Below are 23843 nucleotides of genomic sequence, written 5' to 3' on the forward strand. Positions count from 1 at the left end.
GAGGGAAAATGAAAGAGAGATTTTCAGATAGAGTACAAAATATGCAATATTCACCGATTAGGAAACTTGTTCCTTATATTGATGAAGCAAAAAAAGAAGGAGTAAAAGTTTACCAATTTCATATTGGTCAACCTGATGTGGAAACTCCGGATACTTTTTTTGAAGGATTGGATAATTATAAGGAAAAAATTGTAAAATATGCAAATTCCGCAGGAATACTGGAGCTCCGAGAAACATTTGTAAAAGCTTATAAAAAAGTGGGAATAGATATTTCAACAGAGGAAATTTTAATAACTCAAGGTGGGAGTGAAGCGATTCAGATTTCACTTCAGACAATTTGTAATCCAGGTGACGAAATTTTAGTTCCAGAACCTTATTACACAAATTATGATAGTTTTTTAAGAGCGGCTGATGCAAAATTAGTTCCAATTGAAACTGTTATCGAGAATCATTATCACCTTCCAAAGAAGGAAGAAATTGAAAAATTGATTACACCTAAAACTAAGGCGATATTATTTTCAAATCCATCAAATCCGACAGGAATTGTATTTACAAAAAAAGAGATGGAAATAATAAAAGAAATTGCACTAAAATATAATTTATTTGTAATTTCTGATGAAGTTTATAGACAGTTTATTTACGATGAAGAGATTGAATCGCAATATCAGTCATTTTTAACAATGAAAGAAATTGAAGACAGAGTTATTTTGGTTGACAGTATTTCAAAACACTATAGTGCATGTGGAGCAAGAATCGGAGTTATAGCTTCAAAAAATAAAGAGTTTATAGCTCAAGCGCTAAAATTTTGTCAAGCTAGACTTTCTGTATCGACAATTGAGCAATATGCGAGTGCAAACTTGATTAACACTCTTGACACTTATATAGACAACACAAAATTGGAATATAAAGTTAGAAGAGATATGATTTTTAAAAATATAACAAAAATTCCAGGAGTTATTACCTATAAGCCTAGCAGTGCCCTGTATTTGGTTGCGGAATTACCTGTGGATGATATTGAAAAATTTGTAATTTGGCTGCTTACAGAATTTAGATATAAAAATCAGACATTGTCATTTGCACCAGGGCCTGGATTTTATACGACACCTGGAAAAGGGACTAAAGAAGCTAGATTTTCATTTTGTACACATAACTTGATTGAAATTGAAAATGGAATGAAAGTTTTAAAACATGCCTTGGAAGAATATAATAAAAACAATAAATAAATTATTTTTAAGGAGATGAGTAAAATATGAATTTTGTTTATATTTCACCACAATTTCCAAAGACAAACTGGGAATTTTGTGACAGATTAAAAAAAAATGGAGTAACTGTTTTAGGAATAGCAGATGCCGAATATGATAGTTTAGATGTCAAATTAAAAGATGCTCTGACTGAGTATTACAAAGTGTCGTCTTTAGAAAATTATGATGAAGTTTTAAAAGCTGTGGGATTTTTTACACATAAATATGGGAAAATAGACTGGATTGAATCAAATAATGAATATTGGTTAGTTAATGATTCAAGACTTCGTACAGATTTTAATGTTACGACAGGAATCCAATTTAATAAAATTTCAGGAATAAAAGAAAAATCAAAAATGAAAAAGTCTTATAAAAAAGCTGGAATTCCAACAGCAGATTATTCAATGGTAACAACTTTGGCAAAAGCTAAAAAATTTATTGAAAAAGTAGGTTATCCTGTTATTGTAAAACCTGACAACGGTGTTGGAGCAAGTGACACTCATAAAATTTCAAATGAAGAAGAATTAAAAACTTTTTTTAAAACATTAAATAAAGACGTAAAATATATAATGGAAGAATATATTGATGGAGATTTGGTTTCCTATGATGCGATTATAAATTCAAAAGGAGAGCCACTTTTTGAAACAGGGATTTTTGAACCAACAATTATGGATGTGGTAAATGAAGGATTAGACGTTTATTATTATGTTGAAAAAGAAATGCCACAAAAGCTTCTTGAAATTGGAAGAGTTGCAGTAAAAGGATTTGGAGTAAAAAGTAGATTTATTCACTTGGAATTTTTCAAATTGAGAAAAGATAAAGAAGGGTTGGGTAAAAAAGGTGATTATATCGGACTTGAAACAAATATGCGTCCTGCAGGTGGATATACACCAGATATGTACAATTATGCAAACAATACGGATGTCTATCAAATTTGGGCTGATATGGTAGCTTTTGATGAAATAAGAAATGCCAATTTAAACGAAAATCTTGAAAAAAATTATTGTTTTTATGCAAGTAGAAGAGATAACAACGAATATGTTTACTCACATGAACAAATAAAAGAAAAATATGCAAATGAAATTATGATGGATGAAAGAATGCCGGATATTTTCGCTGGAGCGATGGGAAATTATATGTATACCGCAAAATTTAAAACGGAAGAAGAAATGAACGAATTCAAAAAAATGGTTCACGAGAAAAAATAAGGAGAGAATATGCAAATAGAATATATAAGAGAGTATAGTCCCATACTTGATAGAGAAGTGGAGTTTAAAAGATATGGTTATTCTGGAAAGCCAGTGTTGGTATTTCCTTCACAAGATGGAAATTGCAATCAATATGAAGAATTTGGAATGATTGATGTTTTGTCGGATTTTATTGAACAGGGGAAGATTCAAGTTTTTTGTGTGGGAAGTGTTGATCTTGAAAGCTGGTCAGATTTAAATGGAAATCCTAGATATAGAATCGAAATGCAGGAGAGATGGTTTGAGCACATTTGCTATGAAATGGTTCCTAGAATCCAATATATTTCTTGGAGAAGCGATATAATTGTTACAGGATGCAGTATGGGTGGATCTCACGCTGGAATTTTATTTTTCCGTAGACCAGACTTGTTTGATACATTAATTTCTTTAAGTGGACAATTTGATGCGAGAATGTTTTTTGGTAACTATATGGATGACTTGGTTTACAACAATTCGGTGGTTGACTTTTTAAAAGATATGCCTTGGAATCACCCTTATTTGGATTTGTATAGACAAAAGAATATAATTATTTGTATTGGACAAGGGGCATGGGAAGGAGAACTTCTTCCAAGTAATAGAGAACTTGATAGAATTTTATGTGAAAAACAAGTTCCTGCTTGGTTTGATTACTGGGGATTTGATGTCGCTCACGACTGGCCTTGGTGGCGAATCCAGATAAGATATTTTATGGAACATATTTTATAAATTAATAAAAAAACATATATTATTAAATTAGTTTAACTAATAAAATTTTATATGTTTTTTTTAAAAATTTTTATTTTTTTAATTTTTCCAAAATATCTTTTAGTCCATTTGCAAAAGACGCTGGATTAAATTCAGTTATCGCATATTCTGCCAAGCCATTCATATAATATGGATCGTTCTCAAAAATTTCTTCCAATTCTTTTTTTGTAACATTATGAGCAATAATAACAGCTCCGTCAATAGGATTTTTTCTTCCTACAACTAAAAATTTTCCAGAAAGAATAAAATTTTTAACATATGCCAAGTGTTCCTCTCTTTTTTTGTCAACTTCGTCTAGATTCTTTTTGTAAGTTGAAATAATCGCAAACATACTCATTTTTAATAAGATTCCTTTCTTTTTTGTATATTTTAGCATAAATTTTAAATTAATAAAAGATAAAAAATAAAAAATAAAGTTTTTTAATTAATTATAAAGATGTTATAAAATTTATTATTTCATATATATATGAATGAAATCAAATATATTTAAACTAAATTTTATCCTATTAGTTCTTTTCGGCTTCTTAAATTTTTTCTTAATATAATTTCGTCTATTATTACGAAGATGAAAGAGAAACTTGTGATACAAAATTATCTTTTGGAAAGCAGTATAAATATAAAATTTTTAAAAAGTGAAGAAAAAAATTTGTGGATATAAAATTGATAATGGGTATGCTGAAGATGGCTATTTCCAAAGCAGGAACACTGAATTTGAGCCTTAGATTATTTCCAAGAAAGAAATTATTGGAATTGAAGGTCAGAAGATTAAAAAAAATTGTTATTCAAAATTTTCAAACATATGATAGCAAAAGATTTCTTTTTATGGTATACTGTTATATGAAGTGCTAAGTGTTCATTTGGAAAACAAAATAAAAGTAAATTTGCTTAAATTTTTTAATAAAATAAATGGAAATTTTAAACCACCTATTATAATAGTTGACTATAAATAATTGTCAATTGTAAAATTTTAGAAGTTCGAAGTTAGGAGGAAAAAATGTATGGGAATTTTTGATTTTTTTAATAAACCTGAGGAAAAAAAACATAATTCCGAAGAGAAAAAAAAAGAAACCGAAACTAATAAAAAAAAATTTGTTGATGAATTCAAAATAGTCAAAGATGCTAGTGAATTAGAAGAAGTTTCCTGTTATGACAATTTTGGAAAAGAAATAAAAATGAAAAAAAAAGAATGGATACAAAAAAAATTAGAGCCTGCAATAAAGAAGAACTGGAATAATGTAGAAAATTTACATCCAGTAATTATAGATGCTTTCTCAAAAAATTTATACAACGAAGTCAAAGAAGCTGTTTTCAGGTTCTATGCCAAAGACCATAATTTTGAGAGAAAATTAAATTTGCTGGGAACGTTTTATATTAAGACAGGTACTCCAGAACAAGCAACAGAACTTTATGAGAGAAATTTAAACAGCGAAAATATGACGGAGTCACTTTGTATTTCTTATGCAGAAGCGTTGGAAATGGAAGAAAAGTATTCAGAAGCTGAAAAAAAGTATTTGGATGCATTAGAAAAAAATCCAAATTCTTCAGTAGCATTTAAAAGATATTTTGATATTGTGAAAAAGAGAAGCAATTTGGAATATGAAAGTAAATTGGAAAAATTATCTTCAATAAAGGGAAATTGGCGTGCAAAAGTTATGGAAGCTGTAGTTTTTTTTAAGCATGGAAATAGGGAAATGGGCAATTTTTATTTGATGTCGGCATTAAAAGAATCTAGTTATAATTCTGAAGTAATGAGTCTTACTTCGAGTATCTATATTTTAAATCAGATGTATGAGGAATTTGAGAAATATGTCTTGCCATATTATACTCCTGAAAAACACGGAGTTCAGACGACTTTAAATGTATTGGAATACTATTATTCAAAAAGAAAATATAACGAAGGACTGGAACTTTGTAAGTTTGTGTCAAAATATCCTTGGATTGAATATTATAGGAAATTTATGAAATTGGAAGAAAAATTTTTAAAGTTGAAAATAAAAAAGACAGAGAGTAGAAATAAAAATGAAAAAAATAAGTTGCTTCCAAAAAATAAATTTTTTTCAACAAATAAACCAATTTGGTACTATGAGTTTAATAAACCAGAATTTTTGTTAAATCAAACTAAAAGAGTGAAACCTAATATTTTGATTTTACCATTGACTTCGATTGGAGAAAAATCTGAAGTTGCAGAGAACTTGGCGATTTCTTTGCCACTTTATTTAAATGAAAATTTGCACTATAAAACAAATCTAAATTATCAGGTAGCAATTGTTTATCGAGGTGAAAATTTATTTGTTCCAAAATCAAAATATAGTGTTGATTATATGAAAAAAATAAGGGAATCAAATACAAATTTAAATTATATCTTGTCGGGAAATATTTTAAAAACTAAAAATGTTGAAAGATATGAAATAGAAATTTATCTGTATGATGTTTTTAATGAGCAAAAATTAATGCTTGTAAGTAGAGCATATGATGAACAAAATCTTTTTCAGGTACAAAATGATTTGCTGAAAAAAATAAATAATTTTTTTGATAGAAATATTGCGATAAAATATGAGAAAGATATGGGGAATTTAGTTTTATTTTCTCAGAAATTAAAATTTTTATTGGAGCCGAAAGAGTACAAGAAACATCATTCCTGGCGATATAAGAAACTTCTTTCAGACCAGATTGATGTAGTTTTGGAAGATAGAAAAAATGACTTGAAAAAAATAAATTTACTAGCTTTGCTGTATGAAGTTAAAAGAACAAACAGTCAATTATTAAAAGAACAAAAACCTTTGATTTACAGTATGAATATTGAAGGAATATTTGAAACTCAGACATTAAAAGTTTTAGCACCGATTATTTTTAATATTTTTGATGATGAAGAGAATTTTTTAGCCAATTTAGAAGCGCTAAATATTACAGATTCAACTTATGTTGAATGGGTAAAAAGATTTATTGAAAATGAAAGTTAGTTTGGGAGAATTTTATGAAAACTAAAAAAATAGAAGAAAAAATAATAAAAAAATTTAACAAAAATCCGTCAGAAATAAGAAAATTTGTAAATTTATTTAGAAATTTAGTGGGAATACTTATATCTTTTCGTTTTATAACTTTAAATTTAGATTTTTATAGCACTATTTTTAAAGAATTTTCCAATAATAGAATTCATTATATAACCAGTCATTTGGTTTCTACAAGTTTTCTTTTTTGGATTTTTCTTTTTTGGACAATTTTTTTTGTTTACAAAAAAGGAAATAAAGAAAATTTAAGTTTTAATATCACATTTTTAATTTTTATTGCAATTTCAATGTCTGTAGATATTTCAAGAGTTTTTTTGGAAAGTTCGCCATATTTCAATGATTTGGTAACTTCCTCACAAGAGTTGGCAATGCGGATAGGATTAATAAGAGTAGCGTATATATTTTTTTCAATTTCTTTAATCTTTTGCATGTGTAATACAAAAAATTTTTTTTTAATAGCAATTTCAATATTAACTTTTGCAAATTCAGTAATGATTTGGTTGGATTTTGATACAAATATCACAGCAATTTTAAGAGTGATAGTAGGAATTATGTGCATTTTATTTTATGTATATGAAATAGTGACTTCAAATTTTATGAAAAAAGAATCTAATAATTAAAGATTAAAATAAAGTAATTTTTAAACTCCAGTAATTATTTATAGTAAAAATTAAACTATAAATAGTTATTAGAGTTTTTTTTATTTATTCAAATTTTTTAGTTTTAATAATAAAATATCTCTATTCAAAAAATATTATCGGACGTTATTCATTATAAAAAAATATTAAACACTTTATTCATATAATCCAAATAGTCAATAGTCGATAATAAAAAAAGAGACTAATGTCTCTTTTAAAATTTAAAACTATAAGATAATTTGACGCTTCTAACTTATTTTTACTATCGTTTCAAAGTAGAGCAGCATAGCCATTCAAAATTGTATTCTTTCGTTATCATACATTTCTGTTATGTCTTTTTTTATCGTAGGATTTTTTCTATGTGTTCTTTTGCCATTTATATTTAATATTCTTTTTTACTATTTTAAATATGGTTTCCTCATATATATCTTTGATTTTTTTTATTTCTATAGTAAATTTAGAAGCAAATAAACATTTTATAAATTTAATCTAAACATTTTTATTTGACCAATTTATTTTTAAAACTAAAATAAAAAATAAAATGCCAGCACACATATTTGAAAATAAATTTCCCCAAAAAACAGAGTAAACTCCTAAAAATGACTTTGTAAAAAGAATGAATAAATATCTAAAGAACCAAATTCTTAATACAGACATAAACATTGGAACCTTTGTTCGACCAAGAGCAATGAAAACTCCTTGACAAACGCAGAAAATTCCGAAACTTATCACGGAATAAGTATAAATATTTAAAGCTTTGTTCGCAATTTCCAAAACAGCTTTTTCCCTTGTAAAAGATAAAGTTAATACTTCATCTAAAGGAAGAATTAAAGCAATTATTAAAATTGCTATAACTATGCTTGTTGCTATTCCGCAGTAAAAAATCTTTTTAGACTTTTTAATATTTCCGATTCCCATGTTCATACTTACCATACTTGTAACGGTTATTCCAATGGAAGCTGGTAAAATGAAACAAATTGAATTTATATTTGATGCGATCCCTTGAGCATTTAAGGATATTGCGCCATATTTTTCCACTTCTGTATTTATTAAGAAAAAGCCTAATTGAATTAACATATAACTTATCATTGATGGAAAACCTATTCGGAGTAATTTTTTCACGATAGGAGGAATAAATTTATATTTTTTTATTTCTAGACGCATATCATCTTTTTTTATAAACAAATCATGATACATCCAAATTGTTACGACAACATATGAGCAAAATGTTGCAATTACTGCTCCAAATATTTTTAATTTAAAAAAATATAAAAAAACTGTATTGAAAATAATTTTTAAAATAAGCAGGATAAAAATTCTTATTAATGGAACTTCTGGTCGTCCAATGGAATTTTTTGCCGCATTATAAATCGAAGCTAGAAAATTGAATGGAATGACCAATGAATAAAGCGAGATATAAATAAATACATTATTTTTTATCTCTGGGGTTGTATATTCAGCTATAAAAAAAGCTAAAATTACGCAGACTGGGATTAATCCTAAACCGATAAAAAAGCTAAATACAAAAATTTGTAAAGTTGTTTCTTTTACAGCACGAATAATTCCACGACCATAGAGTTTTCCAATCATTGCCATTGCAGCGGCACCAAGTCCCTGCGAGAGAGCTATCATTGTGTTTAAAATTGGTTGACTAAATGAAACTGAACTTGCGACAAGTACACCACCTAAATTATTTAAGAAAAGTCCGTCTGAAAGCGGGATTAACGCTTGAATTATTCCAACCATGAGAGTTGGGACGGATAAAAATAAAAGTGTTGTTAAAATATTTCCATTTAAAATCATTTCACGGCGTTCTTCTGCCGATTGCTTTGAAAATAACATATAAATCTCTCCTTTTCTATAAAATAAATTTTTTTATATTTTTAAAATAATATTTTTCAGGTTGCTAAACTATATGATAACATTTAAAAGAAAAAAAATCAAATATTTATTTTTATGATTTTTATGTTACAAAATAGCAGAACAAAATTATTTTTTTAATAAAATAAATATGTTTGCATATCTTAAAATCGTTTGATATAATATTAATATAAATATTTAAAAAATTTTTAAAAACTAATTATATGTTAGAAACAAAGAAAGGAATTTGAAGAGATTGAAAAATTTTACATTTGATAATACAAAAAAATTAACAAAAAATAAAAAATATACTCAAGCTGAATTATTTAAAATGGTTTCAGAAAATGAAGATTTGAGAGAAAAAACAGAAACATTATTTGCATTGGACTTTAAAGATTTAACATTGGTAAAGGATGAATATCCAGATTATGAATTTAATATTGATGGAAAAGTTTTTGCCGAAGATGGTGGAGCTGGAGTTTATATTTTGCTGGAAGATGGCAGCATTGGCTATGTCTGTTTTGATTTTCCGCTTGAATGCGGGAGAATTGCTGAAAATTTGGCGGAATGGTTTGAACTACTTTTAAATTGTGCTAATTTTTGGTGGAATTATGCGAATAGGGAATATTTGGAAAATTTTGAAATGCTGGAAAAGAAAGTGGAAAAAACTGAATCAGAAAGGCGAGAAAATTTTGAAGATACTTATGGGGACGATATGCCATCTTATCTTGAATTGCAAAAGGAATTGTCAGAAAAACTGGATATAAAAATATATGATAATATTGCAAAAGATGTTTTACAAAGATTTTTTAAAATGGCGGAAAGAAAGCCTAAATTTATAACAAAGTATGTTCCAGATGATGAAATTGCGAAAGACTTAATAAAAGAATTAGGAAGATAATCTATAAGAATTAAATAGATTTAGAAAAAAATATAATTATAATATGGAAAAATATTTAGAAAAAAATAAATAGTCGAAAAATTTTTGGAATTAAGAAAAAAGAGAACTATTTGAATTATTAATTTTGTAAAATTATAAACAATATGATTGATAAGATAGTTATAAATTGTAACTAACTAGAATAAATATAAAGCATAGAGAGGGAAAAATAAAAAATGTTAAAAAAAGAAATTTTTAAAATAGGTTCGCATGTGGGAATGAGTGGGAAAAATATGTTTCTGGGTTCTGTGAAAGAAGCTATTTCTTATGGCTCAAATACATTTATGATTTATACTGGAGCTCCACAAAATACCCGAAGAAAGCCAATTGAAGAATTGAATATTGAGGCTGGGCTTAAACTCATGGGAGAAAATGGGATTGATATAGATGACATCGTTGTTCACGCTCCGTATATTATAAATCTTGGGAATGCTGTAAAGCCTGAAACTTTTGAGATTGCTGTGCAGTTTTTGAGAACGGAGATTGAAAGGACAGATGCGATTGGAGCAAAGAGAATTGTGCTTCATCCTGGAGCTCATGTTGGGGAAAGTGCGTCGACAGGGATTGATAAGATTATTGAAGGATTAAATGAAGTTTTGACAAAAGAACAGAAAACGACTGTGGCACTTGAGACGATGGCTGGAAAAGGTACGGAAATTGGGAGAAGTTTTGAAGAAATTGCAAAAATCATTGATGGTGTAAAATTAAAGGATAAACTGACAGTTTGTTTTGATACTTGCCATGTTCACGATGCTGGATATGATATTGTGAATGATTTTGAAGGAGTTATTGAACAGTTTGACAAAATTGTTGGAATTGACAGAATTTCAGTTATTCACTTGAATGATAGTAAAAATGTGTGTGGTGCACATAAAGATAGACACGAAAATTTGGGATTTGGAAACATTGGCTTTGAAGTGTTAAATAAAATTGCACATTTTGAAAAATTTTCTCATTTACCTAAGATTTTGGAAACACCTTATGTGGCTTTGAGCGATGATAAAAAGGCTAAAAAAGTTCCGCCGTATAAATTTGAGATTGAGATGTTGAGAAACGGGAAGTTTGATGAAGACGTGATGGAGAAAATAAAAAATCAGTAAAATCTTTTTTAGATAGTTGTGTAGGCAAAATTTTTAAAAATCAAGCAGGAATAGAATTTACGGTAGCAAGGAATTAAGACTTTCACTAGAAAATGTAAAATAAAGTAAGAAAATTAAATGTAAAAAATGCTCTGTTTATTAGAATTTTTATACCTTTGGAAATAACTATACGATAAAAAATAAGGAGATTTGTGGAACATTGAAAAAATTACAAGAAGATTTTTTTAAAAAATTAAATAGTATAATAAAAGATATGGCATATCAACTAGAATATGGAATATCAGATGAATGGGAAAAAATGTACTTTCGTGCAGATATGGATGATAATTTTGGTGGAAAAGTAAATTTTTACTTTAATACGACTGAAAACAAAGAATATAAGTGTTGTACAGAGATTCCTAAAATGTATAATGTACCCGAAAAAGAATATTATGAATATTTTGGAAAGGTGTATGAATCATTAATATTCTTGAAAGAGTTATTTTTAGAATATAAACGGACAACTTGGAAGGCGATAACTATAATTGTAGATAAAAAAATGACAATAAAAACAGATTATGATTATACGGATTGGTTAAGCAGCCCTTATGATTCAGATTTATTGCTAGAATATTTTTTTAAGTATAAATATTTGGGGGAAATGCCTAAAACTGAAAATCGGGAAAAGTTGTTTAAAAAAATTGAAAAATATCAGAAACGAGTAGTTACATGCGTTTCGAATAAAAAATAGTATATTTAACAAAAAGACAGCAAGAAGTCCAGGAATTATTGATAAACAAGACTTTTGGATGTGTCCGTTTTGTTTACAATACAATTTTGTACACTGCGAATAAAATTTATGAAGAAACTGGAAAAAATAAAATAATTACACCTGCCAGTTTGAAGAATGAAAATCAATTTTTGAAAGAAGTAGACAGCTTGGCACTTGCAAATGCTCAATTGAATGTAAAACGATCGTTTACAAATTTTTTTCAGAAGAGAGCGAAGTTTCCAAAGTTCAAATCTAAAAAGACTAGTGTTAAAAGTTATACGACAAATTGTGTGAACAATTCGATACGAATTGAAGAAAATAAATATTTGATTTTGCCAAAACTGAAAAAAGTAAAATTGAAATATCATAGAGAAATACCAAAGAATTATAGAATAAAGTCGGTAACATTGACAAACAGTAATGGAAATTACTATGTTTCTGTTTTGACGGAATTTGAAAAAGAAATTCAAAAGGTAGCTAGTAAAGATAAAGTGATTGGACTTGATTTTTCAATGTCTGAATTATTTGTCAGTTCTGAAAACCAAAGGGCTGATTATCCAAGATATTTTAGGATGTTGGAGAAAAAATTGAAAGAATTACAAAAATCATTATCGAGAAAAGTGAAATTTTCTAAAAATTGGTATAAACAAAAAATGAAAATATCAAAATTACATGAGTATATCAAGAATTGTCGAAGAGATTTTTTACATAAATTATCGAAAAAATTGTCTGAAATATATAATGCTGTGGTTGTTGAGGATTTGAATATGAAAGGGATGATCCGGTCATTAAATTTTGGTAAAAGTATAGGAGATAATGGATGGGGAATGTTTTTGAGAATGCTTGAGTATAAACTGATGTTTTTAGGGAAACAATTTTTGAAGATAGATAAATGGTTTCCATCGTCGAAAACTTGTAGTAGATGTGGAAATGTTAAAGAGGAACTGAAATTATCAGAAAGAAGTTATAAATGTGAGTGCTGTGGAATTGAGATTGATAGAGATTATAATGCGGCACTGAATATAAGAGATATTGGAAAAGAAATGTTGAAATATTAGGAAATAAAGAAACAGGGCAGGGACTGCCTGAAGAGCTTGGTAAATATATTTGGCTAACAAAAGCAGATACTTCCCAAGAAGCTCCCGCTTCTAAAGGCGGGAGTAGTTCACTAAAGCAAGATGAAACTACAAAAAATAATAGAAAGAAGTGATAAAAATGACAAAAAATAAAGAATTGACAAAAAAGGAAATGCTTGAAATATTTAACAGAAGATATGCGTGCAAAAAATACGATAAGACAAAAGTTGTTTCAGACGAAGATTTTATGGCAATTATTGAGGCAGGGAGACTTTCTCCTAGTTCTTTTGGGCTTGAGCCTTGGAAATTTATTCTTGTGAAAAATGAGGAAATGCTGAATGACATGAGAGAGTTTGCTTGGGGAGCAATTAACAGCTTGAATGGGGCGAGCCATATTGTTATGGTGCTGGCTAGAAAAGGTGTTACTGGTGATAGCGATTATTTTGAAAGAATTGGGAAGGAAATAAAAAATATTTCTGATGAAAATTTGAAGATCAGAAAAGAATTTTTTATAAAATTTCAAAAAGAGCATTTTAAGTTGCTGGAAAGTGAAAGAGCATTATTTGACTGGGCTTCAAAACAGACTTACATTGCAATGGTAAATATGATGAATATGGCTGCGGCTCTTGGGATTGACAGCTGTACGATTGAAGGATTTAATAAAGAAATCGCTGAAAAATACTTCTCTGAAAAAGGTGTCTTTGATTTGAAGGAATATGGAATTTCATATTTTGTAAGTTTTGGATATAGGGATGAAGATATTACTCCAAAAACTAGAAGAAAACTTTCGGAAGTTTATGAGGTTGTTGAGTAATAATTTATAAATTTTTTAGAGAAGAAATATTAAAAATAATGTAAATCTGAAATTTTGAGATATATTTTAACAATTAGATATAAAAAGAAAGAAGTGGTAAAAATGTCAAAAGATACAGAATTAAAAAGAAAAGAAATTATAGAAGTATTTAATAGAAGATATGCATGTAAAAAGTTTAGTACAAAAAAGAGAGTGTCCGATGAAGATTTGAAAACAATTTTAGAAAGTGCAAGATTATCACCAAGTTCGTTTGGGCTTGAACCTTGGAAATTTTTATTGTTAAGAAATGAAAAGATGAGAGAAGATTTTAAGGAGTTCTCAACTGGAGCTATAAATAGCTTGAATGGAGCAACAGAAATTGTGATAATTTTGGCTAAAAAGGGAATTACTGCGGATAGTGAATTTTTCAGACATAGCTATAAAGATGTAAAAAAATTGCCAGATGATGTTTTTGAAATTAAGAAAAATAGTTTTTCAATGTTGCAGGAAAAAAATATGAAATTATTGGAAAACGAAAGAACTCTTTTCGACTGGGCTTCAAAGCAAACTTACATTGCACTTGGAAATATGATGACTGTTGCAGCTTATTTGGGAATTGACAGCTGTGCAATTGAAGGATTTAATAAAGAAAAAGTCGAAAAATATTTGTCAGATATGGAACTTCTTGACTTAAGTGAATACGGAGTTTCTGTGATGGTAAGTTTTGGGTACAGGGATGAAGAACAGCCTGAAAAGATAAGACGAGAGTTAAAAGATGTTCTAGAAATAATTGAATAAAAATTATAAAAAATATTAAAAAATGAATAAATATAAATAAAGATAAAAACACAGTTCTGGTTGGTAGTCCAGACGCAGTAATGTAAGTAACCTGCCTCCTTAGGTTGTCCATTCTTTATTATAAATTTTTTTAGGGAGGCTGAAATTTATGAAAAAGATTTCAGGAAAATTGACAGTTTTTTTTGAAAATCCGTTTTGGGTAGGAATTTTTGAAAATTTTGAAAATAATAATTTGTCAGTTTGTAAAGTAACTTTTGGTTCAGAACCTAAAGAATATGAAATTTATGATTTTATATTAAAAAAGTTCTATAATCTTCGATTTAGTAATGAAATGAAGTCAAATTTTGGGGAGAAAGCAAAAAATCCAAAACGGAGACAACGAGAAATAAAAAAAGAACTCCAAAGTAAAAAATTTTTGAAAAAATCAGAAGAAATTCTAAAATTACAATACGAAGAGAAAAAAAAGGAACGAAAAGTAAAAACAAAACAAGAAAAAGAATTTGAAAAACAGAGAAAATTTTTATTGAAACAGGAGAAAAAGAAACAGAAACATAAAGGAAAATAAAAAATTATTATTTAATTAGTCAAAAATATTGAGAATAATAAAAAAATATTGGGAGGAAAAAGTGGATTTAAAAAAAGAGAATTTAAAAGAATTTATATTGAAATTGAATCAAAAAGATATTAATGAATTAATGGCAAATTCTGAAAAAGAAGAAGATATAATTTTTTATAATAAATTGTTTAATTTGATTTTGGAAACAAAGCAAGACGAATTGATAAAAAAAGGTGTGTTTTAATGAAAAAAGTTTTATATATTTTTGCGGGAGTAAATGGAGCAGGAAAATCAACTCTGTATAATTCTGAAAATTTAGACAATAATATAAAATACAGTACAAGAATTAATACAGATGAAATTGTTAGAAAAATCGGAGATTGGAAGAATAATTCTGATCAAATAAAAGCAGCAAAAATGGCGATAAATATAAGAAATGACTGCTTAAAACATGGAAAATCATTTAATGAGGAAACAACTTTAACTGGGAAAACTATTTTAAAAACTATTGACAAGGCAAAAAAATTAGGTTATGAGTTACAATTATTCTATGTTGGAGTTAATAGTCCTGAAATAGCAAAAAAAAGAATAAAAAATAGAGTTGAAAAAGGTGGTCATAATATAGCTGATGAAATAGTTGAAAAAAGATATTATGAGTCTTTAGAAAATTTAAAACAAGTGATTTTAAAATTTGATGAAATCTATTTTTATGATAATTCTGAAAAATATAAAAATATTTTTTCAGTTATGAATAATAAGATTTTTTATAAGGATAAAAACTTTAATTGGTCAAAAGAAGCTATAGAAATGATTGAAAATAGAGAGAAAAATATGAAAATGCTTTGAGAGAACAAAAAAGATTAATTGATCAAAGAAAGGAAAATGTAAAGGATATGCTTATGAATGTTCCAAGAGTAAATCCAGATTATGGAAAAGATATGGATAAGGATTTGTTTAATGCAAGGGATAATGCCTTAACAGAACAGTTGAACAAAGATTTTCCAAGAAATAATCCATATAGGAATATCAATCCTGATGAAGGTTTAAATATGCCAAAACCTCAAATAAATAGAGAAAAATCTCAAAATATAAATGAACAGTTAAAGAAATTGAGAGAAAGAGTAGGTAATTAAGATGAAAATATTAAGATTGTTGATATTATGTTTATTAAGTATTTTCTGTTTAAATTCCTGTCTTGCAACAGCTGCAATCATAGGTTCAATGCAGGGGGATGGTTTATTACCTCCTCCTAAACCTGAAAGTCCTTATTATTATGGTAATAATAAGAAATTAAATACCTTGCTTCTTACTGAAAATAAAAAAAAGATAGAGATTGGAAATAGTAATGTACAAATTTCTATACCTAAAGGATTATGGTTAAAGAACAGTGATAGCAGTCTTATTAATGAAACATTGAGTAAAAAAAAATCATTTGAATTATCTGGTTATTATCTAGGAAAATCAATTATATTGCCAATCAATATTTATAATGAAAATTTTGAAGAATTTGCAAAAAAAGAGAATTTAGTTAAAATAAATGAAAATACATACTCTAACAAATTTGAAGACAAGAGTAAGAAAATTAAATTGTATCAAATTATAAAAAAAATTGATGATAATGCTTTTGCCGTTATAAATTTTGATGACGTGAATGATAAATCTAAAAATTTCTTTTTAGAGTTGATGAAAGATTGGTAAAAAGTTTTAGATAAAAAATTGAAATAAAAAAATTATTATTAGGAATAATGATTACAATGTGTTGCTTAAATGTAATTGTTAAAAATAATGAAGTAATTAAGTTAAAAAGACAGGGATTATTTTTTTGTATCACATATAATTTGGATATTTAAAACAACTTTTCACCCAATAAATTTTATAAGTAAAAAAAGATGAAACAATATTGATAAGAGTGTCCAGAATTTTGTATAAACACAAAATATAATATATGGTAGAGTGTGTAAAAATTTTTGTACAAATTCAGAATCGAAGTCAAGGCAGTCTCTTTTAGATTTCCATCAATACTCTCCAGTCCATACTCCCAAATTAATTCTCAAAATATTTCAAATCCTCAAATTTAAAAAGAAAGCGTCACAGTGAGTTCAAACGACTTTATTTTAAATATCAAGTTATGGTATAATTAATATATTGAAATTCAAAGAAAATAAAAGAGGGAGTGATTTTATGAGAAAAAAAGCTGTTCCTGTGGGGATTGAAGATTTTAAAGAGTTGATACAAGATGAATATTATTATGCAGATAAAACTTTATTAATAGACGAAATGTTAATGAATAAATCGAAAGTTACATTATTTACAAGACCACGAAGATTTGGAAAAACATTGAATATGTCGATGTTAAGATATTTTTTTGATGTAAAAGATAAAGAAGAAAATAAAAAGCTTTTTGAAAATTTAAAAATATATGATAGTGAATACATGGTTGAACAAGGGAAATATCCTGTAATTTTCATTTCAATGAAAGATTTGAAAGGAAATAGCTGGGAAGAAAATTTTATATTGATAAAAAAACATATAAAAAACTTATACATGGAATTTTATGATTTAAAGGATAAATTGAATCCTATTTTTAAAAATGATTTTGAAAAGATAGTTATGGAAAAAGAAGATGCTGACTGGATTTATTCTCTTAAAAACTTATCAAATTATTTGTATGAATATTATGGAAAAAGTGTAATAATTTTAATAGATGAATACGATGCTCCAATAATAAATGCTTTTGATAAAGGATATTACAATGAAGCAATAAATTTTTTTCAAACATTTTACAGCTCAGCGTTAAAGACTAATAATTCCTTGAAATATGGTGTTTTAACAGGGATAACAAGGATTATAAAGGAAGGAATATTCTCTGGTTTAAATAATTTAAAAGTAGATACAATATTGAATAAAAAATATTCAGAATATTTTGGACTTCTTGAAGGTGAGGTAATTGAAATGCTTGATTACTTTGGAATGAAATACAAAATTGAAGAAGTTAAAGAATGGTATAATGGATATTTATTTGGAGAAAGTGAAGTGTACAATCCGTGGTCTATTGTAAATTATATTGACAATGGAGAAATCAAGGCATATTGGGCAAATGTTTCGGGGAATACGCTTCTAGAGAATATGCTTGATCATGCTGGGGAAAGTGTTTATGATGACTTAAAACGGTTTACTGATGGAGAAAGTATTGAAAAATATATTTCGGATGGAACTACGATAAATAGTCTTTTAAGTAACGACGATGAGATATGGCAATTACTCTTATATAGTGGGTACTTAACAAAAGATGAAAAGCAGAAGGAAATAGATGTAACTTCAGAATATACAGATGTTTACAACTTGAGAATTCCAAATAAGGAAATACGGAAATATTTTGGGAATATGTTCTTGAACAGATTTTTTGGAACAGAAGTGAAAACAAATATTTTGATAAAAGCGCTTGAAAATGGAGATATTAAGAAATTTGAAAAGACATTGGGAGAAATAATGATAAATATGCTGAGTCATTTTGACTTGGACAAGGAAATGGAAAAGATTTATCAGGTGTTTATGATAGGGCTTGTTGGATTTTTAATGGGGAAATATGAGATTATTTCAAATGATGAAAGCGTATATGGAAGATATGACCTTGCGATGATTCCAATAAAAAGTAATGAGAAGGCGTATCTTATGGAATTTAAAATATCGAAGACAAAAAAGGGGATGGAAGAGAGGGCACAGAAGGCGTTGAAGCAGATTGATGAGAAGAAATATGATACTAAACTAAAGGCAAGAGGGATAAAGAATATTTTGAAGATTGGGATTGCGTTTTATGGGAAAGAAGTGAAGGTTGTCTATAAATAGAGGTTTAAAGCAAGGACAACGATGAAACCGTCAAATGATAATGCAATAATGACTTGCAACAATGTGAACAATGTTACTTATCAAGGAACACAGGCTCAAGGTGGAACAATGTTGCCAATATTCAAAAAGAAGCCGTAGAACTAAAAAACAGTTATAGTTCTAAAAATTCTAGTCTTGGAATGAAATTAAGTGCTGGAATAGGTTCAAAAGGTAGTGTAAAATCAAACGGAATAAGTGGAAATGTCTCTCAGAGCAACGGAAATCTTAATACAGAAAACACTAACTATCAAAATGGAAATTTTTATGAAGTACATACATGACAATACAGGTTCGATGACGCTTACTGGATTTAATCAGGAAGGCAGAAAAGTAACTGGAAACATCGAAAAATTAGTTGTAGAAAGTAAGCGAAGAATTTAAATTATACAATGAGGAAAGTCAATAATGAATAAAAGTTATATAGGAACATATGGAGTATTAAAAAATAACTCTCCTTCTCCAGACAAGACTATACATTCTAATGATATTTTTAAATATGAAAATTTTAATAAAAATTTTGGTTATCCACTGTCAATTTTATGGGGAACGATATTAGAATGTAAAACTGAAGAAATAGATTATGTAGGTATAAAAATGCTTGGAAGTAAAAATCAAGAAGTAATTAGAATAAGAAAGGAATTTTATGAAATAATAAAATGTCCACGATTTAATATAGGTGACAAAGTTAAATTAATTAAATATCCTGATAAAAAAGCAACTGTTAAAAAAATTTGTTGGCATAATAAAGATAAAAGAATTTATTATCTTCTTAATGTCAAAAATGATAAGAGAAAAAGTACAAGCAGATATTACGAGGATGAAAATAAGTTTGAAAAAATATAAGTAAAATAAGGGATAGTCCAAAATTTTGTGTAAACTAATAGAAAATCTAGTAAATTCAGCACTTCGCTATTCTATTTACACAAAAATTTTTATACTCTCAATATGAAAAAATGGAATCTTCTTATAAATAGAGGTTTAAGTAAAGGTGGAAAATAAATGGAGATAAAAAAAATAAAAGAAAATTTTTTTGAAAATTTAAAAATGAATAAATATGATTTGTTAGTAAATGTAATTAATGAAATAGGTAATTTTCCATATATAATGTCAGATATATATTTGAATAATGAAAAAATAAGAAGTGGAGAATATCAAGGATTAGGTATAAATATCGGGTGGAATGATGAAGATGAGACAGCATTGTATATTTTTGAATATGAAAATGAAATAGAAGATATAGAAAGGATATATTATACTTATGAAGAGATGTTATGTTATCTTTTAATGTATCACTTGCAACATATGAATGAATATTCTGATATGATAGCTTTTGTAGAACAGGAGTTTTTAAATTATATTAATCATGTAGATGAATCAAAAAAATATAAAATAAATATGGATTTAAATAGTATATTTGAAAGAGACAGGTTAAGAAATTTTTTAATCAATTATACTAAAAAAGAAAATCAATATAATATTGGAGTTATAAATTTCTATGAGAAATATATAAAATATTCAGACATAAACATATTAAAGAGATTTCTATCATATTTACTAGGAAAAGATATATTAAAAGAGTTTTTGTCTAATCCCCAAAAAAAATTTGGAATAAATCTAAAAAATTATTTTATTGATGACGGTTATAATGAAATTTATAAATTGATTATAGATAAATTAAGTATAAGTATTGAATATTACTGTAGAGGAATGGAATCTAATGGTAATTTGTTAGTTGGAGAACATGGAATATTTTATGGAGATAGAAAAAGTTCTGATAAGTATATCAGTGATTTCATAACAAAGGAAGAAGCAGAAATATTAATTTCAAAAAAATATAAAAATGAAAGAGAAAAGGAAAATATAGAAATAATTTCTAAAAAAGACTTTTTGAAAGAACTCGAGATTATTGTTAATGCTTATAAAAATATTTATAATGATAACGAAGTTCAAGAAATGTTTGAAAACTTTAAAGAAAATTTTTAAATGAGAGAACGTTCATAATAAGGAAAAAAATAAAAGAAGTAGAAAAAACAATGCATTTATACTAAGATGAATTAATGGAAGAACTGTCAGAAAAAGTTTAAAATTCAAATAGAAGGAGAAATTGAGATGTGTAAGAAAAAAATATTACTTTGTATTTTAATAATAATCTTTATAGTATTCTATATAAAATTTAAATTTTTTCCTTTTTTTATCGCTATTTTTATAATATATATAATGAATGATGGTTTTTATTTGAAAAATTTAGATTTCAAAATAATTAATTTAAAAGAAATATTTCTTTTAAAAAATTTAGAAAAAATAATGATTCTTATATTTTATTTATTTATTGGGATATATTTTCTTTATTATACTTCAGTAGTGTTATCATACTATAAAGAAGTTTCTATTTTTAGGAATAAAATAAAAAATTCAAAAATTTATTACTCAGAAAATGGCAAGAAAATTGTATATTCTAAAGATTTAAAAAATATTTTCCTAAAGGAGTTAAATTTTTCAAATATTTTTAAAAAAACCTATCCTTATGATATTTCTTTTGATGAAAAATATTATTTTTACAATGATAAAAATGAAAAAATTGTATTCTATAATAATAATTGTGAAAGCTGGGATACAATTTTTAAGTTTCGTGGTTATCAAGATCATGTAAATATTAAAGTAAGAGATCATAATATATGTCAAAAAATTATTAAAGAAATAAGTGATAGTAAATGAGATATCCATAGACTGTATTTTTTTCTTCTAAATTAAATTGCTTTTCAAATTCAAAGTATCGTTTTTTAAAGTTAGTTCTTCTAAAAAATTAATTATTGGATAGAACTTATTTTTATATATTCTATAAAGATAAGATTAATGATTAAATTTTTTAGATTTTAAATTACTTTATACATAAAAACCCAATAAATTTGGAATTTACACAATAGTTGTTGCACAATAACTTATTTTATTATATAATATAAAAAGAATAACAAAATAGATAGGAGAAAAAAGAAAAAAATGTCAAATAGTGATAACAAAAGAGTGAGAGTTAGGATAGCACCGTCTCCGACTGGAGATCCACATGTGGGAACTGCTTACATTGGGCTTTTTAATTATGTATTTGCAAAACATAATGGTGGAGATTTTTTATTGAGAATTGAAGATACGGATAGAACAAGATTTTCTGAAGATTCGGAACAACAAATTTTTGATGCGATGAAGTGGCTTGGGCTTAATTATGATGAAGGTCCAGATGTTGGTGGGGATAGAGGTCCTTATAGACAATCAGAAAGATTTGAAATATATAAAGAATATGCTGAAAAATTGGTGGAAAAAGGTGAAGCGTATTACTGTTTCTGTACACCAGATAGATTGCAAAAATTGAGAGAAAGACAAGTGGCGATGAAACAAGCACCTGGATATGACGGTCATTGTAGAAACTTGTCGAAAGAAGAAGTTGAAGCAAAATTAGCGGCTGGTGAACCTTATGTTATTAGACTTAAAATGCCTTATGAAGGAGAAACTATTGTAAATGATGGTTTAAGAGGAGAAATTAGATTTGAGAATAGTAAAATTGATGACCAAGTATTGTTAAAATCTGATGGATTCCCTACTTATCATTTGGCAAATATTGTGGATGACCATTTGATGGGAATTACACATGTTATAAGAGCAGAAGAATGGATTTCATCTACGCCTAAACATATTCAATTGTACAAAGCGTTTGGTTGGGATGAGCCAAAATGGTATCACATGCCACTTTTGAGAAATGCGGATAAAACTAAAATTTCTAAAAGAAAAAATCCAGTTTCATTGAACTATTACAGAGAAGAAGGTTATTTGAAGGAAGGACTTTTAAATTTCTTGGCTTTAATGGGATGGAGCTTTGGAGAAAATAAAGAAATTTTTACAATTGAAGAAATGATTGAAAACTTTTCATTTGATAAAATCTCGCTTGGAGGGCCTGTGTTTGACTTGGTTAAATTAGGTTGGGTAAATAATCATCATATGAGATTGAAAGATTTAGATGAATTGACCAAATTAGCAATTCCGTATTTTGTGAAAGCTGGATATTATGCTGATGAAAACTTATCAGACGAAGATTATAAAAAACTGAGAAGAATCGTGGAAATTACGAGAGAAGGTTCACATACATTAAAAGAGTTGCCAATGAATTCTTCAATTTATTTTGAAGATGAATTCGAGCTTCCAGTTATTGAAGAAGGAATGAATAGTAAAGCTAGAAAATCGGTAAAAAAATTGAGAGATTCACTAGAAACTGAAACTGGGAAAAAAGCAATTAATTTGTTTATTGAAAAAATTGATGCTTTAAATGAAGAAATTTCAGAAGATGAAGCAAAACAAGTTTTACATGAATTACAAGATGAAATTGGAGAAGGACCTGGAGCTGTGTTAATGCCGCTTAGAGCAGTTGTTACGGGAAAAGCTAGAGGGGCTGATTTATATACAGTAATTGCAGCAATTGGGAAAGAGAGAACTTTGAAGAGAGTGCAAAATACTTTAGAAAAAATTAAATAGTTTTTTGGAAAATTATTAAAATTAGAAAAATTTAGAATATAAAAAAAGGAATTTGAGATATTGGTCTTGGATTTCTTTTTTTATTTTAGAACAATTGAAAAGATTATGTTTTATTTGGATTTTTACTTTTTATGCGGTATACTTATGTTGAATTAATTTTAAAAATTATTTATTAGGAGTGATAAAATGAAAAAATTCTTATTATTTATGATGATGTTATTTTCAGTGACTGTATTTGCAGAAAGTGTTAATGCAAAAGTTACAAATAAAATCAATTTTGGGATTTCTCCAAAAGAATTGAAAAATATTATAAAAAGTGAGCCGTTGTCAGATTCGCACGATGATGGAAATTATGCTGTCTACTATTATGAAAATATAGAAGATTCATTAGGCATAAAAAGGCAATTAAATAGCTTTGCTTTTTCTGAAAATAAATTATTTTCAGCAGTTTTTGATTCGGTTACGACGGATGAGGAACATATGAAAATAATCGAAGATTATAAAAAGAATGCGAGTAAAGTTTTAAAAGAGAAATTGAATGTAAAAGAGTACAAAGGAGCATTAATATTGTATAATTCAAAAAAAATAATTGAGATATATAGAATGTTAGATCATACTTTTATAAGTGTTTATCTCTACGCTCCTGAAAACTTAAAAGATATTTTGAAGAATTATGAATAAATTTTTT

The 23843-nt window shown here is 27.0% G+C and carries 24 protein-coding genes; 22 read left to right on the forward strand and 2 right to left on the reverse strand.

All coding sequences use genetic code 11. The features are described from left to right. Positions 1 to 8: 8 nt before the first annotated feature. Genes BCB68_RS08825 through BCB68_RS08835 form a run of 3 tightly spaced genes read left to right on the forward strand, consistent with a single transcriptional unit; the run spans position 9 to position 3193 of the window. Positions 9 to 1223: a pyridoxal phosphate-dependent aminotransferase gene (locus BCB68_RS08825; RefSeq protein WP_094080435.1), complete on the forward strand. Its 1215-nt coding sequence runs from the start codon at positions 9 to 11 to the stop codon at positions 1221 to 1223. Between the two features lie 26 nt (positions 1224 to 1249). Beyond that, positions 1250 to 2449, forward strand: coding sequence for an ATP-grasp domain-containing protein (locus BCB68_RS08830; RefSeq protein ID WP_094080436.1), 1200 nt, complete (start codon positions 1250 to 1252; stop codon positions 2447 to 2449). A gap of 9 nt (positions 2450 to 2458) precedes the next feature. Next, entirely contained in the window at positions 2459 to 3193 is a 735-nt protein-coding gene (locus BCB68_RS08835; protein WP_094080437.1) for an esterase family protein, read from the forward strand. A gap of 70 nt (positions 3194 to 3263) precedes the next feature. Here the strand turns inward: BCB68_RS08835 and BCB68_RS08840 are convergent, their stop codons facing one another. Then, positions 3264 to 3569: a YciI family protein gene (locus tag BCB68_RS08840; RefSeq protein ID WP_094080438.1), complete on the reverse strand. Its 306-nt coding sequence runs from the start codon at positions 3567 to 3569 to the stop codon at positions 3264 to 3266. A 661-nt stretch (positions 3570 to 4230) separates the two neighbouring features. Between BCB68_RS08840 and BCB68_RS08850 the strand changes: the two genes are divergently transcribed. After that, a complete protein-coding gene (locus BCB68_RS08850) occupies positions 4231 to 6192 on the forward strand; it encodes a tetratricopeptide repeat protein (RefSeq protein WP_094080440.1) in 1962 nt (653 codons plus the stop codon). Positions 6193 to 6206: 14 nt separating this feature from the next. Continuing rightward, positions 6207 to 6860 (forward strand): hypothetical protein, encoded by a 654-nt coding sequence (locus tag BCB68_RS08855; RefSeq protein ID WP_094080441.1) that lies wholly within the window; start codon positions 6207 to 6209, stop codon positions 6858 to 6860. A gap of 507 nt (positions 6861 to 7367) precedes the next feature. On the opposite strand, the gene BCB68_RS08860 is transcribed toward BCB68_RS08855, so the two are convergent. Then, entirely contained in the window at positions 7368 to 8720 is a 1353-nt protein-coding gene (locus BCB68_RS08860; protein WP_094080442.1) for an MATE family efflux transporter, read from the reverse strand. A 265-nt stretch (positions 8721 to 8985) separates the two neighbouring features. Between BCB68_RS08860 and BCB68_RS08865 the strand changes: the two genes are divergently transcribed. The 17 genes from BCB68_RS08865 (at position 8986) to BCB68_RS08945 (ending at position 23836) form a co-directional block, all read left to right on the forward strand. Next, positions 8986 to 9639, forward strand: a complete 654-nt coding sequence (locus BCB68_RS08865; protein WP_237048617.1) for a hypothetical protein — start codon at positions 8986 to 8988, stop codon at positions 9637 to 9639. A 215-nt stretch (positions 9640 to 9854) separates the two neighbouring features. Then, positions 9855 to 10778, forward strand: coding sequence for a deoxyribonuclease IV (locus BCB68_RS08870; protein ID WP_094080444.1), 924 nt, complete (start codon positions 9855 to 9857; stop codon positions 10776 to 10778). A gap of 199 nt (positions 10779 to 10977) precedes the next feature. After that, a complete protein-coding gene (locus BCB68_RS08875) occupies positions 10978 to 11508 on the forward strand; it encodes an immunity protein YezG family protein (RefSeq protein WP_094080445.1) in 531 nt (176 codons plus the stop codon). 38 nt (positions 11509 to 11546) lie between these two features. Next, positions 11547 to 12587 (forward strand): transposase, encoded by a 1041-nt coding sequence (locus tag BCB68_RS08880; protein WP_237048618.1) that lies wholly within the window; start codon positions 11547 to 11549, stop codon positions 12585 to 12587. A 157-nt stretch (positions 12588 to 12744) separates the two neighbouring features. Beyond that, positions 12745 to 13419, forward strand: a complete 675-nt coding sequence (locus tag BCB68_RS08885) for an NAD(P)H-dependent oxidoreductase (RefSeq protein WP_094080447.1) — start codon at positions 12745 to 12747, stop codon at positions 13417 to 13419. Between the two features lie 102 nt (positions 13420 to 13521). Further along, on the forward strand, positions 13522 to 14196 hold the full coding sequence (locus BCB68_RS08890) for an NAD(P)H-dependent oxidoreductase (RefSeq protein ID WP_094080448.1): 675 nt from the start codon (positions 13522 to 13524) through the stop codon (positions 14194 to 14196). A gap of 148 nt (positions 14197 to 14344) precedes the next feature. Then, positions 14345 to 14761 (forward strand): YjdF family protein, encoded by a 417-nt coding sequence (locus BCB68_RS08895; protein ID WP_094080449.1) that lies wholly within the window; start codon positions 14345 to 14347, stop codon positions 14759 to 14761. A 61-nt stretch (positions 14762 to 14822) separates the two neighbouring features. Continuing rightward, the gene (locus BCB68_RS08900; protein WP_018498727.1) at positions 14823 to 14996 is read left to right on the forward strand and encodes a hypothetical protein; all 174 of its coding nucleotides are present in this window, start codon (positions 14823 to 14825) and stop codon (positions 14994 to 14996) included. Beyond that, entirely contained in the window at positions 14996 to 15598 is a 603-nt protein-coding gene (locus BCB68_RS08905; RefSeq protein ID WP_094080450.1) for a zeta toxin family protein, read from the forward strand. The genes BCB68_RS08900 and BCB68_RS08905 overlap by 1 nt, the downstream gene beginning before the upstream one ends. Beyond that, on the forward strand, positions 15595 to 15885 hold the full coding sequence (locus BCB68_RS08910; protein ID WP_094080451.1) for a hypothetical protein: 291 nt from the start codon (positions 15595 to 15597) through the stop codon (positions 15883 to 15885). Before BCB68_RS08905 ends, BCB68_RS08910 begins: the two co-directional genes overlap by 4 nt. A 1-nt stretch (position 15886) precedes the next feature. After that, on the forward strand, positions 15887 to 16450 hold the full coding sequence (locus tag BCB68_RS08915; protein WP_094080452.1) for a hypothetical protein: 564 nt from the start codon (positions 15887 to 15889) through the stop codon (positions 16448 to 16450). 483 nt (positions 16451 to 16933) lie between these two features. Continuing rightward, positions 16934 to 18598 (forward strand): AAA family ATPase, encoded by a 1665-nt coding sequence (locus tag BCB68_RS08920; RefSeq protein ID WP_094080453.1) that lies wholly within the window; start codon positions 16934 to 16936, stop codon positions 18596 to 18598. Between the two features lie 444 nt (positions 18599 to 19042). Then, entirely contained in the window at positions 19043 to 19480 is a 438-nt protein-coding gene (locus BCB68_RS08925) for a hypothetical protein (protein ID WP_094080454.1), read from the forward strand. Positions 19481 to 19636: 156 nt separating this feature from the next. Then, a complete protein-coding gene (locus tag BCB68_RS08930) occupies positions 19637 to 20620 on the forward strand; it encodes a hypothetical protein (protein ID WP_094080455.1) in 984 nt (327 codons plus the stop codon). Between the two features lie 321 nt (positions 20621 to 20941). Further along, complete coding sequence (locus tag BCB68_RS08935) at positions 20942 to 21352, forward strand: hypothetical protein (RefSeq protein WP_157697381.1); 411 nt, start codon at positions 20942 to 20944, stop codon at positions 21350 to 21352. Positions 21353 to 21634: 282 nt separating this feature from the next. Further along, on the forward strand, positions 21635 to 23155 hold the full coding sequence (gene gltX, locus BCB68_RS08940) for a glutamate--tRNA ligase (protein ID WP_094080457.1): 1521 nt from the start codon (positions 21635 to 21637) through the stop codon (positions 23153 to 23155). Positions 23156 to 23341: 186 nt separating this feature from the next. Beyond that, positions 23342 to 23836, forward strand: coding sequence for a hypothetical protein (locus BCB68_RS08945; protein ID WP_094080458.1), 495 nt, complete (start codon positions 23342 to 23344; stop codon positions 23834 to 23836). Positions 23837 to 23843 lie beyond the last annotated feature (7 nt).

This window comes from Leptotrichia sp. oral taxon 498 (assembly GCF_002240055.1).
Lineage (GTDB): Bacteria > Fusobacteriota > Fusobacteriia > Fusobacteriales > Leptotrichiaceae > Leptotrichia > Leptotrichia rugosa.